Source organism: Terrabacter sp. P2_E3, assembly GCF_056403915.1.
Genome location: NZ_JBFUEN010000009.1, coordinates 73,203 through 86,738 on the forward strand (window position 1 = coordinate 73,203; position 13,536 = coordinate 86,738).

The 13,536-nt window shown below is 73.3% G+C and carries 11 protein-coding genes; 7 read left to right on the forward strand and 4 right to left on the reverse strand.

The features are described from left to right. Positions 1 to 57 precede the first annotated feature (57 nt). Positions 58 to 1,992: a glycosyltransferase family 61 protein gene (locus AC1DW8_RS12750; protein WP_478094420.1), complete on the forward strand. Its 1,935-nt coding sequence runs from the start codon at positions 58 to 60 to the stop codon at positions 1,990 to 1,992. A gap of 6 nt (positions 1,993 to 1,998) precedes the next feature. On the opposite strand, the gene AC1DW8_RS12755 is transcribed toward AC1DW8_RS12750, so the two are convergent. Next, positions 1,999 to 2,724 (reverse strand): peptidylprolyl isomerase, encoded by a 726-nt coding sequence (locus tag AC1DW8_RS12755; RefSeq protein WP_478094422.1) that lies wholly within the window; start codon positions 2,722 to 2,724, stop codon positions 1,999 to 2,001. A 62-nt stretch (positions 2,725 to 2,786) separates the two neighbouring features. On the opposite strand from AC1DW8_RS12755, the gene hemW reads away from it, so the two are divergent. The 3 genes from hemW (at position 2,787) to AC1DW8_RS12770 (ending at position 7,405) form a co-directional block, all read left to right on the forward strand. Then, on the forward strand, positions 2,787 to 4,022 hold the full coding sequence (hemW, locus tag AC1DW8_RS12760) for a radical SAM family heme chaperone HemW (RefSeq protein ID WP_478094424.1): 1,236 nt from the start codon (positions 2,787 to 2,789) through the stop codon (positions 4,020 to 4,022). A gap of 26 nt (positions 4,023 to 4,048) precedes the next feature. Next, positions 4,049 to 5,545 carry an aldehyde dehydrogenase family protein gene (locus AC1DW8_RS12765; protein WP_478094426.1) on the forward strand — a complete coding sequence of 499 codons (1,497 nt, stop codon included), beginning with the start codon at positions 4,049 to 4,051 and terminating at the stop codon, positions 5,543 to 5,545. Between the two features lie 141 nt (positions 5,546 to 5,686). Continuing rightward, entirely contained in the window at positions 5,687 to 7,405 is a 1,719-nt protein-coding gene (locus AC1DW8_RS12770; RefSeq protein ID WP_478094428.1) for a CHAP domain-containing protein, read from the forward strand. A 72-nt stretch (positions 7,406 to 7,477) separates the two neighbouring features. Here the strand turns inward: AC1DW8_RS12770 and AC1DW8_RS12775 are convergent, their stop codons facing one another. After that, on the reverse strand, positions 7,478 to 8,362 hold the full coding sequence (locus tag AC1DW8_RS12775) for a DUF3097 domain-containing protein (RefSeq protein ID WP_235508610.1): 885 nt from the start codon (positions 8,360 to 8,362) through the stop codon (positions 7,478 to 7,480). A 167-nt stretch (positions 8,363 to 8,529) separates the two neighbouring features. Here AC1DW8_RS12775 and hrcA point away from each other — a divergent pair, with 167 nt between their 5' ends. The 3 genes from hrcA to AC1DW8_RS12790 all read left to right on the forward strand — a co-directional run bounded on the left by hrcA (position 8,530) and on the right by AC1DW8_RS12790 (position 11,551). Beyond that, positions 8,530 to 9,573: a heat-inducible transcriptional repressor HrcA gene (hrcA, locus tag AC1DW8_RS12780; RefSeq protein ID WP_056780141.1), complete on the forward strand. Its 1,044-nt coding sequence runs from the start codon at positions 8,530 to 8,532 to the stop codon at positions 9,571 to 9,573. Positions 9,574 to 9,655: 82 nt separating this feature from the next. Continuing rightward, positions 9,656 to 10,789, forward strand: coding sequence for a molecular chaperone DnaJ (gene dnaJ / locus AC1DW8_RS12785; protein ID WP_020142578.1), 1,134 nt, complete (start codon positions 9,656 to 9,658; stop codon positions 10,787 to 10,789). 18 nt (positions 10,790 to 10,807) lie between these two features. Next, entirely contained in the window at positions 10,808 to 11,551 is a 744-nt protein-coding gene (locus tag AC1DW8_RS12790) for a 16S rRNA (uracil(1498)-N(3))-methyltransferase (protein WP_056780136.1), read from the forward strand. Positions 11,552 to 11,633: 82 nt separating this feature from the next. On the opposite strand, the gene AC1DW8_RS12795 is transcribed toward AC1DW8_RS12790, so the two are convergent. Together AC1DW8_RS12795 and AC1DW8_RS12800 are read right to left on the reverse strand one after the other, a co-directional pair. Further along, complete coding sequence (locus AC1DW8_RS12795; protein WP_478094432.1) at positions 11,634 to 12,818, reverse strand: Gmad2 immunoglobulin-like domain-containing protein; 1,185 nt, start codon at positions 12,816 to 12,818, stop codon at positions 11,634 to 11,636. Then, the gene (locus AC1DW8_RS12800) at positions 12,815 to 13,462 is read right to left on the reverse strand and encodes an RNA polymerase sigma factor (RefSeq protein WP_235509679.1); all 648 of its coding nucleotides are present in this window, start codon (positions 13,460 to 13,462) and stop codon (positions 12,815 to 12,817) included. The genes AC1DW8_RS12795 and AC1DW8_RS12800 overlap by 4 nt, the downstream gene beginning before the upstream one ends. Positions 13,463 to 13,536 lie beyond the last annotated feature (74 nt).

Below are 13,536 nucleotides of genomic sequence, written 5' to 3' on the forward strand. Positions count from 1 at the left end.
GTGAGCTCTCCGGCAACCGTCCCGTCCTGACGCTCCCGGTGGCGAGGGCGTGCTTGGATGTCCCCTGTGCCAGCCACGCGACCCACGGACGGTGATGCCGCAGACCCCGCCGTGGGGGAGCCGGCGGTGCACCCGGCGAGCGAGCTGGTCCGGCGCGCCGACCAGCAGCGGTGGGCCGACGTGCGGCCGCACCTCGCCGCCATGGAGGTCGTCGTCGACGCCCTGCAGGGGCGCACGGACGGCGCCGTGCTCGTCGTGGGCGGCCCTGACGCCGCACCGTGGTCGACCATCCTCGCGGGCCAGTGGCCGGGCCTGCGCGTGTCGACGGTGCAGCTGCCCGACGACGCCTCGACGACGCATGCGCGGCTCACCGTCGAAGGACCCTTCGACCTCGTCGTCGACGCGTCCGACGAGGACGGCAACGACCAGGCACTGCTCTTCCAGCGGGTCTTCATGCACCTGCGCCGGGGCGGCGAGTACGTCGCCCGCCGGCTCGTCCCGCACCCGGTCGAGGACTCCGCCGCCACCCCGGGCCCGGAGGCTCTGCTCCTGCAGCGTCTCTCCGCGTCGCTGACGGCATCGGACGGCGGCACCCGGATCGCGGTCGACGATGCCCTGCCCAACGAGAACCTGCCGCCCGAGGCTGCCTATGCCGGCGACCTGTGGGGCCTCGTGGCCGCAGCGCTGGAGGCACGCACCCGCGACTTCCACGACGACCGGGCCGAGGCGCCTTCCTACCGGGACGTCGAGGGGCTCGGGCGCTCGCTCGAGCAGGTCCACGTCCACAGCAAGGTGCTCCGGGTCGTCAACGGCGTGCGCGTCGCCCCGAAGCTGCGCGAGGAGGAGGTCGACGCCGTCCTCGCAGGGCGGCCGGAGCTCGGGGAGCGGCTCGATGCCCTGCCGCCGGTGACGTGGACCGCGACGTGCGCCTACGACGTCAACCGGGAGGCCGACCCCTACGTCCAGTCCCGCCTCGCCGTACCCGAGATGGTCCTGCGGCGCTACGACGCGCCGACGTGCTCACGCGGGCAGATCGTGACGCGAGACGACATCCTCTTTCCCGAGACGTTCCGCCAGAGCTGGATGGAACGGATCGCCAACGTCTACGTCGTCGAGCGCGCGCCCCGGTTCGGGACGGTGCGGCGAGACATCAGCGCCCCCGACGAGCTGCCCGGTGCCTGGTTCCACCTCGACTCCGAGTGGCCGGGGCACTTCGGTCACCTCATGACCGAGCAGCTGAGCCGGATGTGGGCCTGGGCGCGGGTCCGCGAGCTCGAACCCGACGTCAAGGTGCTCCTGACGCTCCAGCACGACCGGGAGCCGGCCGTCCTCGCGCCCTTCGAGATCGACATCCTCGGTGCGTTCGGGATCACGCCCGACGACATCCACGTCTTCACGGCCCCCTGCCGACCCGAGCGGCTCTACACCTCGACGGGCATGTTCTCGCTGCCGCGCTTCGTCCACCCCTCCATGGCGGCCATCTGGGACCGCGTCGGGGACCACGTCGTCGCCTCGGCCGAAAAGCGCGAGCGCCCTCGCCGGATCTTCGTCTCCCGTCGGCCCTCCCTCAAGCGCTCGTGCCACAACGTCGCCGAGGTGGAGGCGTTCTTCGTCGATCGAGGCTTCGAGGTCGTCCACCCCGAGGACCACCCGCTCGCCGAGCAGGTGGCCCTCTTCCGCGCCGCCGGGACGATCGCAGGCTTCGCCGGCAGCGGCCTCTTCTCGCTGGCCTTCTGCCGGACGCCCAAGCGCGTCTTCGCGCTCGGACCCGATGCCTACACGGCCCGCAACGAGTACCTCATCTCGGCCCTGCGCGGTCACGACCTCACGGCGGTGCGCAGCCGGTCGGCCCTCGAGCACCCCGAGGGCTCATGGACCCAGCAGGCGTTCGCGTCGAGCTTCACCTTCGACCTCGACGACGAGGGTCGCTTCCTCGCCGAGCGGCTCGACCGCGCAGACTCCCTCGGGCCGCTGTCCCGACGGCGCGGCTGAGGGCGTTCAACCGGCGTGCACTCCGACGGAGAGCACGCTGATCGAGGTGAAGGGGGGCCCGTCCGACCGGAAGTCCTCGCCGCCGAGCCCCGCGATGTGCTGCACGACCTCCTGCCCCGACGTCACCCTGCCGATGAGGGAGTAGACCGGTGCCCCGGCCGGCACCGTGAAGTCGCGGTGGACGACGAAGAACTCACCGGCGGTCCCGGGGAAGCCGTCCCCCCGGGCCAGCCCGACGTCGCCGACCCGGTAGGTCCGATCCGCGGGCACGTTCTCGAGAGGCAGGTCGTAGCCGGGCTCGGCCGTGCTGCGTCCTGACGGGTCACCGCACTGGAGAAAGGCGGTCGGCGCCGGGTCCGTGGTGAGCCGGTGGCAGACGCTGTCGGTCCAGTAGCCCGCCCGGGCCAGCGTGACGAACGATGCGACGCTCCTGGGGGCGCGCCTCCCGTCGAGGCGGAACGTCAGGTCGCCACACGTCGAGCGGACGTCGGCGACCCAGCTCGAGCCCGCTGCCACGGACGCGTCCGGAGCTGCCGTGAAGGTCGGGAACGCCGAGGGCGGTAGCGGGGGAGCCGTGCACGAGACGCCGTCCGCGGCGGGCGCGGATGCCGGCTCCCCGCCGCGCAGTGCGACGACGGCGACGTACAGCGCGACCGCCAGTGCGGCGACGACCAGCGCGACCGTCGCGAGGAACCGCACGTTCCTGCGTCGCGACGACGGCGCCTCGGGCATGGGGGCAGCGTACGACCGGCGGAGTGGACGGGACATGCCTTCCGGGCTGGGACAATGGACGTATGCCGCCCTCAGCCCTCCCCGACGGCGACCCCGCTCCCAGCACGGGTGAGCTGCCCGCCGCGGCCCTGGCCGACCTCCCGGGCACCGACCTCGGCATCTACGTGCACGTGCCGTTCTGCACCGTCCGCTGCGGCTACTGCGACTTCAACACCTACACGCTGACCGAGCTCGGCGGCCCGGGCGCGAGCATCGGCATCGACACGTACGCCGACGCGGCCCTGCACGAGCTCGACCTCGCCCGTTCGGTCCTGGGCGACGAAGCGCCCGCGGTGTCAACGGTGTTCGTCGGTGGTGGCACTCCCACGATGCTGAGGTCCGCCGACCTCGTGACGGTGCTGGACGGCATACGCACGCGGTTCGGACTGGCCCCCGACGCGGAGGTCACGACCGAGGCCAACCCCGACTCCGTGACGCCCGACTCGCTCCGGGAGCTCGCCGAGGGCGGCTTCACGCGCGTCTCCGTCGGGATGCAGTCGGCGGTGCCCCACGTGCTCCGCACGCTCGAGCGCACCCATGACCCCGACAACGTCGCGCGAGCCGTCGCCGCCACGAAGGCGGCCGGGATGCAGGTCAGCGTCGATCTCATCTACGGTACGCCGGGGGAGTCGCTCGAGGACTGGCGACGCAGCCTCGAGACCGCCGTCGCCCTCGAGCCCGACCACATCTCGGCCTACGCGCTCGTCGTCGAGGACGGCACCAAGCTCGCGGCCCAGGTGCGCCGCGGGCTCGTGCCCGCGCCGGAGGACGACGACGAGGCCGACAAGTACGAGCTCGCCGACGAGCTGCTCTCCGCCGCCGGGTTCGGGTGGTACGAGGTGAGCAACTGGGCGCGCTCGGAGCGGACCCGGTGCCGCCACAACGTCGCCTACTGGTCGGGGACGAACTGGTGGGGCGTCGGGCCGGGCGCCCACAGCCACGTCGGCGGCCTCCGCTGGTGGAACGTCAAGCACCCCAGTGCGTATGCCGCCCGGCTGGGTGCGGGGGAGTCGCCCGCCCAAGCGCGCGAGATGCTCACCGACGACCAGCGCTACGACGAGCGTGTGCTGCTCGGCACACGCCTCGTCGAGGGACTGCCGGTCTCCGATCTGCGAGGATCGGGTCGCACCGCCGTGGCCGGCCTCATCGCCGACGGACTGCTCGACGGCACGGCCGTCCTGCGGGACTCGCGTCTCGTCCTGACCCGGCGCGGGCGCCTGCTCGCGGACACGGTGGTGCACCGGCTCCTCGCCTCCTGAGGAGCCCTCGACGAGGAAGGCCCCCGATGAGCGAGACCCTGTCGACGACCACCGGTGACGCGGCGGACTCCCACGCGAGCCGCGGAGCGGTGTCCCACGCCGCGGAGGTCGTCGCCGCGGCCCGACGCGCCTTCGACGACGGGGTCACCAAGCCCCGGGAGTGGCGCGTCGCCCAGCTGCGGGCCCTGCGCTCGCTGCTCGTCGACCACGAGGACGAGCTCGCCGAGGCGCTGCACGCCGACCTCGGCAAGAGCGCCACCGAGGCCTGGGTCACCGAGACCGGCTTCGTCGTGCGCGAGATCGACCACACGCTGCGCCACCTTCGGTCGTGGACCGCCCCGCGCCGCGTGCCGGTGCCGCTCTCGCTCGCACCCGGCCGGGCCAAGGTCGTGCGGGAGCCGCTCGGTGTCGTCCTCGTCATCGCGCCGTGGAACTACCCGGTCCAGCTGTGCCTCGCCCCGCTCGTGGGCGCGCTCGCCGCCGGCAACGCCGTCGTCCTCAAGCCGAGCGAGGTCGCCCCCGCCACCTCGCGGGTGCTCGCACGCCTGTTGCCCCTGAAGCTCGACGCCGCGGCAGTCCACGTCGTCGAGGGTGCGGTCCCGGAGACGACCGCGCTGCTCGCCGAGCGTTTCGACCACATCTTCTACACCGGCAACGGAGTCGTCGGCCGGGTCGTCCTCGAGGCAGCCGCCCGTCACCTGACGCCGGTGACGCTCGAGCTCGGGGGCAAGTCCCCGGCCTACGTGGCCGACGATGCCGACCTCGAGGTGACCGCCCGGCGGCTCGTCTGGGGCAAGTTCACCAATGCTGGCCAGACGTGCGTGGCGCCCGACTACGTGCTCGCGAGCCGCTCGACGCTCGATGCCCTCAAACCCCTTCTCAGGCAAGCGATCCGAGAGGCGTTCGGTGACGACCCGTCGGCATCGGCCGACTACGGCCGGATCGTCAACGCGCGCCACTTCGAGCGGCTCACCGCTCTCGTCGACCCGGCCAGGGTCGTTGCCGGCGGTCGGTCCGACGTGTCCACGCGCTACCTCGAGCCGACTCTGGTCGAGGTCGACGACGCGGACGACCCGCGTGAGCTCGTCATGCGTGAGGAGATCTTCGGGCCCGTCCTGCCTCTCGTCGCCGTCGACGGGCTCGACGCGGCGATCGACGTCGTCAACCGACGTGACAAGCCGCTGGCGCTCTACGTCTTCACGAGCTCCGACGAGGTGCGTCAGCGCTTCGTGCGCGACACCTCGTCCGGCGCGCTCGGCTTCAACATCCCCCTCGCGCACCTCGCCGTCCCCGGCCTGCCCTTCGGTGGGGTGGGGCCCAGCGGCATGGGCGCGTACCACGGCGAGCGGTCCGTCGCGCTCTTCTCGCACGACAAGGCCGTGCTCACGCTGCCCACCAGGCCCGACACCACGGTCTGGGTGCGACCGCCCTTCACCTCGCTCAAGGAGCAGGTCATCGCCCGCCTCGCCGTCCCCGGCCGCCGGCGACGCGAGGACCGCTCGGAGCCGCAGCAGCACAAATGACAGCCGTGTCACTAACACAGGAGTGGTCCGAGGTCACGTAGATCTCTCGCGTGTCGCATGGGATTTCTGGGAAACCAGTGATCGTGTGGCCCGATTGTCCTAGATTGCCGAGAGCACCCACGGCGACCACGGGAGACACCGATGCCACTCGAGCGCGACCCCATGGCCGAGCCACGTCTCTCCGGGCCCGGCACCGCCGCCGCTCGGGGGCGCCGTCCCGCACGGACGCGCACCGGCGCCGTGCTCCTCGCGCTGGTCGCGCTCCTGCTCGGCGCCGTCGGGACGGTCGGTCGGGCGGGACCGGCCCGCTCCGCCGAGTGGATCGTGCTGTGCACCGGCTACGACCCGTGCCAGGCGGCCGGCTACCCGAACTCGGGCTACAAGGACAACAGCGCCACGAGCTACTGGCGCCAGTCGACGGGGCACAACTGCACGAACTACGTCGCCTACCGCCTTGTCAAGAACGGCCTGCCCAACACCAAGCCCGCCACCTTGTCCGGCAACGCCTACAACTGGGGTCCGGCCTTCCCGAGCCAGACCAACGACGACCCTGCCGTCGGCTCGGTCGCCTGGTGGAACACCTCCTTCTCCTCGACGGGACACGTCGCCTACGTCGAGAAGGTGGTGTCGGCCGACGAGATCCTCGTGTCCGAGGACAACTGGGGTGGCGACTTCAAGTGGCGCAAGGTCACCCGGGCCGGCGGCAAGTGGCCCAACGGCTTCATCCACCTCAAGGACCAGGGCGCGACGGTCGTCGACACCGATGTCTACCGCCCCGTGACCCCCACCCGGCTGCTCGACACCCGCACCGGCCTCGGGGCTCCGGCCGCCAAGGTCGCGGCCGGCACGTCGATCGGCCTGCAGGTCAGCGGCCGAGGCGGCGTCCCGAGCGGCGGGGTCGGCACCGCGTTCCTCAACGTGACGGTCACCGCGCCCGCCGCGGCCGGCTACCTCACGAGCTACCCGTCCGGTGTGACCCGGCCCGGCTCCCGCAGCGTCACCTACCCGGCCGCCGGCACGATCAGCGAGCTCGTCCCGGCCCGGCTCGGCACCGACGGCAAGGTCCGGCTCTACACCTCGGCGGCGGCGCACCTCGTCGCGGAGGTCGTCGGGTGGTACCCCACGACGGGGCACCTCGTCTCCGTCACGCCGGCCCGTGTCCTCGACACGCGCACCGGTCTCGGCACCGCCCAGGTGCGCGTGCCCGCGAACGGCAGCGTCGACCTGCCGGTGGCCGGCGCCGGCATCGTCCCGAGCACGGGGGCGTCGGCCGTCGTCCTCGCCGTCTCGGCGGCCGCGCCCAGCGCGGGCGGCTGGCTGACGGCATACCCGACGGGGACGACCCGGCCGACGACCGCGCACGTGCGCTACGACGCGGACGCCGCCATGACGGGCGTCGTCGTGTCGCGGATCGGCACCGGCGGCAAGGTGACCATCCAGTCCACGGCCGAGACCGACCTGCTCGTCGACGTGGTCGGCTGGTTCAGGACGGGCGGTGACCACGTCGCGCTCGCCCCGTCACGAGTGCTCGACACGCGCATCGGGCTCGGTGCCCCGACGGGGCGCGTCGCGGCGGGCTCGACCGTCTCGGTGCCCGTCCTCGGCCGGGCCGGGGTGCCCACCGTCGGGGTGGCGGCCGTGTCGATCACCCTGACGCCCATCGCGCCGACGGCGACGACCGCCGTGACGGCGTACGCCTCGGGCACGACCCGACCGACCCCCGCGAACGTCACCGTGGCCTCGGGCCGCGCCCGGGTCAACGCCGTCGTCGTCCCCGTCGGCGCCGACGGGGCGATCACGGTGCACACGAGCGCGGCGTCCTACCTCGTCGTCGACGTCCAGGGCTACCTCAAGAAGTGACCTGGGGGACCTGGGCGACCTGGGCGACCTGGGCGCCCTGCCCGCCACGGCGTCCCGGGCGCCCGTCGCCGCTCAGGCGCCGGGCTCGGTGACGAAGTCGATGAGCTCCTCGACGCTCGCGAGCAGCGTCGGCTCGAGGTCGGCGTAGGTGCGCACCGTGCCGAGGATCCGCTTCCACGCGTTGGCGATGTCGGCCTGGCTCGCGTGGGCCCAGCCGAGCTCGGCGCAGATGCCGTGCTTCCACGACGTCCCGCGCGGGATGACCGGCCACTGCTGCCAGCCGAGCCGTTCCGGGCGCACGGACTGCCAGACGTCGACGTAGGGGTGGCCGAGGATGCGCACGTGCTGGGACAGGCCCGGGAGCGCCTGGGCCTGCGCGACGATGCGGGCCTCCTTGGTGCCGGGGACGAGGTGGTCGACGAGCACGCCGAGGCGCCGACCGGGTCCCGGCTGGAACTCGGAGATGATGCCGGCGAGGTCGTCGACGCCGTCCATGAGTTCGACGACGACGCCCTCGACGCGCAGGTCGTCGCCCCAGACCTTCTCCACGAGCTCGGCGTCGTGACGACCCTCGACGTAGATCCGCGACCCGCTCGCGACGCGCGCTCGCGCTCCCTCGACGGCGACCGAGCCGCTCGCGGTCCGGGACGCGGCCCGGCGGGCGTCGGCGAGGGCAGCGCCGGCGGCGGCCTGCGGGGGAGTGAGTGTCACCGGGGCGCCGTCGACGAGGAAGCCCGGGCCGAGGGGGAAGGCCTTGGTGCGCCCGCGGCGGTCCTCGAGGTGGACGACGTGCATGCCGCCGGCCTTCTCGACCCGCACGACGGCGCCGACCCAGCCGGTCTCGACCTCCTCGACGACGAGGTCGGGCTCGGCCGGGGTCGGGGTCGACCGGCCGCGGCGCGGGGCACGCCAGTCGCCGCTGAGCACGTCGGATCCGTAGCGATCGTTGGGGGACACGACTAGGGAGGGTATGCCGCTTGGTGGACCCGGACGCAGCCGCCACGCGGGCGGGGTCGGAGCTGCCCCGACGGCATACGGTTGGATGAAATCGGAGATCCGCGAGGCACGACGTAGACTTGGCACTCGTCGATCGAGAGTGCCAGACCCGTGAAGGAGGGGACGCGATGAGCGAGGACCGCAGGCTGATGGTGCTGCGCGCGATCGTGCAGGACTACGTCCAGACCTCCGAGCCCGTGGGGAGCCGGGCCCTCGTCGAGCGCCACCACCTCGGCGTCAGCGCCGCGACCGTGCGCAACGACATGGCCCTGCTCGAGGAGGAGGGCCTCATCCACGCGCCGCACACGTCGGCCGGGCGCGTGCCCACCGATGCCGGCTACCGCGTCTTCGTCGACCGGCTGAGCGCCGTCAAGCCCCTCGGGTCGGGCGAGCGCCGGGCCATCGGCCAGTTCCTCGAGGGCGCCGTCGACCTCGACGACGTCGTCGACCGCACCGTGCGCCTGCTCGCGAGCCTGACCCGTCAGGTCGCCGTCGTGCAGTACCCCTCGCTCACGCGGTCGACGGTGCGCCACATCGAGCTCGTGCCGATGGGGTCCTCGCACCTGATGATCGTGCTCATCGTCAACACCGGGCGCGTCGAGCAGCGCGTCGTCGACACGGGCCGCGTGCTCTCCGACGGCACGGGCGAGGCGCTGGTCGCCTCGATCCGCGCGCGCATCAACGAGGTGGCGGCCGGCGTGCCGTTCACCGTGGCCGCGACCCGCCTTCGGCGCCTCGTCGACGAGGCCGACGAGGCCGACCGTGCCGCCATGGAGGCCGTGGTGTCCGCCCTCGGCGACGCCCTCGTCGAGGAGCGTGAGGAGCGCGTCGTCCTCGCCGGTCAGGCCAACCTCGCACGCGCCGGCACCGACTTCCCCCGCACCATCGGCCCGATCCTCGAGGCCCTCGAGGAGCACGTGACGCTGCTGCGCCTGCTCGGCCAGCTCGGCGACGACCCCGACCTCGTCTCCGTGCGCATCGGGTCCGAGAACCCCGTGACCGGGCTCCAGTCGACGTCCCTCGTGTCGATGGGCTACGGCTCCGGTGCCGAGCGCGTCGCGAGCCTCGGAGTGCTGGGCCCGACCCGCATGGACTACCCCACGACGATGGCCTCGGTCCGCGCCGTCGCGCGCTACGTCTCCGAGATCCTCGACGAGAACCAGGCCACCTGACCCACCTGCAGCACAGCGGCCAGTCCGCCGGCGCAGCGCCGCGCCGGAACCGAAAGCACCACGTACCAAAAGGAATCTCAGCTTGAACGACTACTACGCCGTCCTCGGGGTCTCGCGCGACGCGAGCCAGGAGGAGATCAAGAAGGCCTACCGTCGGCTCGCCCGCAAGCTGCACCCGGACGTGAATCCCGGCGCCGAGGCCGAGGAGGAGTTCAAGCGGGTCTCGCAGGCCTACGACGTGCTCTCCGACCCGCAGAAGCGCCAGTCCTTCGACATGGGCGCCGACCCCTTCGCCTCGGGCGGTGGCGCCGGTTTCGGTGCGGGACAGGGTTTCTCGTTCAGCGACGTCATGGACGCCTTCTTCGGCGCGGGCGCCCAGGCCGGCACGCGCGGACCCCGGGCCCGCGTGCAGCGCGGCCAGGACGCCCTCGTGCGCCTCGACATCGACCTGTCGAAGGCCGTCTTCGGCTCCGAGGAGGAGCTGACGCTCGACACCGCGGTCGGCTGCAAGCGCTGCGACGGCGACGGAGCCGAGCCCGGGACCGGTCGCCAGACCTGCCAGATCTGCAAGGGCGCCGGTGAGGTGCAGCAGATCCAGCGGAGCTTCCTCGGCCAGGTCATGACCTCGCGCCCGTGCGTCAACTGCCAGGGCTACGGCTCGACCCTCACCGACCCGTGCCACGACTGCTCGGGTGACGGCCGCGTGCGCACCCGTCGCTCGCTCAAGCTCAAGGTGCCCGCGGGCGTCGACACCGGCACCCGCATCCAGCTGACCGGAGAGGGCGAGGTCGGCCCCGGCAACGGGCCCAAGGCCGACCTCTACGTCGAGATCCGCGTCGTCAACCACGACACCTACACCCGTCGCGGTGACGACCTGCACTGCAACGTCGAGCTGCCCATGGCCGCGGCCGCGCTCGGCACGAGCTTCAAGCTGTCCACCTTCGACGGCATGCAGGACCTCGAGATCAAGCCCGGCACGCAGAGCGGCGACGTGCTGACCCTGCGCGGCCTCGGCGTCACCCACCTGCGCCACGGGGGTCGCGGCGACCTGCTCGTGCACGCCACGGTGCAGACGCCGACCCGCCTGACCGAGGAGCAGCGGGAGCTGCTGCACCAGTTCGCGACCCTGCGCGGCGAGGAGCGGCACGAGGGTCGCCTCACCCCCGCCAACAAGGGGCTGTTCGGCAAGCTGCGCGACGCCTTCAAGGAGAAGTGACCCCCACGTGAGCGCCCGGTGACCCACCAGCTCTTCCTCGGCGAGCCGTCCGAGGTCGCCGGCGCCGTGGTCGGGGCGTCCCTGCTCCTCGACGGTGCCGAGGGGCGCCACGCCGCGACGGTCGTGCGCATCCGACCGGGTGAGCGCTACTTCGTCGCCGACGGTGCGGGCCGGCGCGCCCTGCTCGAGGCCACCGACGTCGACCGGGCGTGGGTGCGGGGCCGCGTGATCGAGGTCAGCGACGAGGCCGAGCCGGCCCCACGCCTCGTCCTCGTCCAGGCCCTCGCCAAGGGCGACCGCGACGAGCAGGCCGTCGAGGCCGCCACCGAGCTCGGTGTCGACGAGGTCGTGCCGTGGCAGGCGGAGCGCTCCGTCGTCGTCTGGCGCGGAGACCGCGCCGCCAAGTCACTGGCCAAGTGGGCCGCGGTGGTGGCCCGGGCGACCAAGCAGTCACGCCGGTCGCGTGTGCCGGTGACGTCCCCCGCGATCGGGCTCGCTCCGCTCGTGGCCCGTGTCGGGGAGGCCGCCCTCACGCTCGTGCTCCACGAGGACGCCACCGAGCCGCTCGCGTCCGTCGAGCTGCCCGCATCGGGCGACGTGCTCGTGGTCGTCGGTCCGGAGGGTGGCATCACCGACCGCGAGATCGAGGCCCTCAGCGCCGCGGGAGCGCGACCGGTCCGGCTCGGGTCGACGATCCTGCGGGCGTCGTCCGCCGGTCCCGCCGCCCTCGCCGTCCTCAGCGCACGCACCCGCTGGACCTGACGGCATACGCCCTCTGGTTCGAGGTGATCCCGTCAGGGGTCTGGGTGCCGCGATCACCTCGAACGGGGCGGAGCGGGTCCGGTCAGCGAGCGGTCACGGGGACGAGCTGCTCCGCGATCGGCGACCCGTCCTTCGCGCTGCTGGCGAAGACGCGGACGACGTAGGCGCCGGGCGCCAGCGACGTCTTCGTGGTGAACCGGTACGTGCCGCGGTCCGGGGCACCCACCGAAGCCGTCGTGAAGCCGTGGTCGACGCGCTGGCCGTCGCGGAGGAGCTCCCACTCGACGGTGGCCTCGAACGTGCTGGCGACGCCCTTGACGGTGAGCCGTGCGCCGGCCTTGACGGCGGAGCCCCGGGCCGGCTCGTCGACCCAGACGGGTGCGACCTGGTCGAGGACCGTCATCGGGTCGGTGGGCCGCGTGAAGGACGCCGAGACCGGGTGGCCCGGTGAGACCTCGTTGCCGCCGTCGGCGAGCTCGAAGCGGACGGGCCGTGCCGTGCCCGCCGCGGCCTGTGCGGTCCAGCCGAGCTGCTCCGCGGCGAGGGAGTCCGTGCTGGTCGTGCCCGACGAGAGGCGGACGGTGATCGCGCCCGGACCGATCGTCACCGACTGCACGGTCACCCCCGACCACGCGAACGCGTAGGAGGAGCCCTTCGGCGGGGTGCCCGTCGCGAGGCGGAGCGCGGCCAGGGCCCTGGCCTCACCGGTCACGGGCGTCGTGACACCGGTCGACACGAACTCGCGGAAGAGACGGAGCTGGTCGCTGCCGGCCACGACCGGGCCGAGGTAGTAGACCGGCACGCTCGCGGTCATCGTGGCCGGAGGCGGGAGCGCGGTCGTCGCCGGGGAGGTCGGCCGCTGCGCGGTCCGGGTCGGGGTCGACGCCCGCGCGGTCGAGGTCGGGGTCGACGCCCGCGCGGTCGAGGTGGCCACGGCGGTCGGAGTCCCGGCGACCGGCGGTGTCGGCGCGGACGGCCGGTTCACGGCCCAGACGGTGCCGGCGACGAGGACGGCGGCGGCCGCCGCCACCGCAGGCACGAGCCACCGGTTGCGCCGGGACCGGGGGCCAGCGCCGGCCCCCCAGGACGACTCGTCCGACGCATGGGCGTCGGCGAGGATCGCGCCGAGTCGGTCGGTCGGGGTGATCGACCGCGCCTCGGCATCGAGGGCGCGGCGCACCCGGTCCTCGACGGGGCGCAGGCCGGCACCGATGAGGGTCGGCTCCTCGCCGGGCGTCTCGCCCGGTCGCGTCGGCTCGGTGTTCATGACAGCTCCAGGGGGTCGATGGTGCGGCGCAGGGCCGTCAGGCCGCGGTGGGCGTGGGTCTTCACGGCGCCGGGGGAGATCTCGAGGGTGTGGGCGATCTGGGCCTCGGAGAGGTCGGAGTAGTAGCGCAGCACGAGCACCTCCCGCTGCCGGGAGGGCAGGGTGCGCAGCGCGTCCAGGACGGCGTCGCGGTCGGCCGTGTGGAGCACCTGGGTCTCGGCGCTGCCGTGGGTGCCTCGACCCGGGGCGTCGGCGGCGCCCGCGTCGCGGACGTTCTGGCGGTCGACGACGACGGTGTGCCGCTGCACCGACCGGCACCCGTTGACGACGGCGGTCTGGAGGTAGCCGACGACGCGGCCGCCGTCCCGGATGGCCGACCAGCTGCGGTGCGTCGCGACGAACGCGTCCTGCACGACGTCCTCCGCTGCCAGCTGGTCGCGCAGCAGCAACCAGGCCAGGCGGACGAGCCGGTGCCAGTGCGCGTGGTAGAGCTCGGTGATGGCGACGTCGGGGTCGGTCGGCAGCTCGGACCCGCCGGGGGTGACCACTCCCGCGGCGTCCGGGGCGGGAGCCCCACCACCGCCCGTGGCGGGACGACCAGCGGCCCCGGAGGCCGCGGGGTCGCTGAGCTGGCCGGCCGGCATACCCAACGTTCTCACGGACAGATGACGCGCAACGGGAGCACAGGGTTGACACGTCGGAGGCGTGAGGGTCCGGA

Excerpts from the sequence above, each read along its gene's own strand:
- AC1DW8_RS12800 (WP_235509679.1), bottom strand. The coding sequence starts at position 13,462 with ATGCCGGCCGGCCAGCTCAGCGACCCCGCGGCCTCCGGGGCCGCTGGT.
- AC1DW8_RS12770 (WP_478094428.1), top strand. The coding sequence starts at position 5,687 with ATGCCACTCGAGCGCGACCCCATGGCCGAGCCACGTCTCTCCGGGCCC.
- AC1DW8_RS12750 (WP_478094420.1), top strand. The coding sequence starts at position 58 with ATGTCCCCTGTGCCAGCCACGCGACCCACGGACGGTGATGCCGCAGAC.
- AC1DW8_RS12755 (WP_478094422.1), bottom strand. The coding sequence starts at position 2,724 with ATGCCCGAGGCGCCGTCGTCGCGACGCAGGAACGTGCGGTTCCTCGCG.
- hrcA (WP_056780141.1), top strand. The coding sequence starts at position 8,530 with ATGAGCGAGGACCGCAGGCTGATGGTGCTGCGCGCGATCGTGCAGGAC.
- AC1DW8_RS12795 (WP_478094432.1), bottom strand. The coding sequence starts at position 12,818 with ATGAACACCGAGCCGACGCGACCGGGCGAGACGCCCGGCGAGGAGCCG.
- AC1DW8_RS12765 (WP_478094426.1), top strand. The coding sequence starts at position 4,049 with ATGAGCGAGACCCTGTCGACGACCACCGGTGACGCGGCGGACTCCCAC.
- hemW (WP_478094424.1), top strand. The coding sequence starts at position 2,787 with ATGCCGCCCTCAGCCCTCCCCGACGGCGACCCCGCTCCCAGCACGGGT.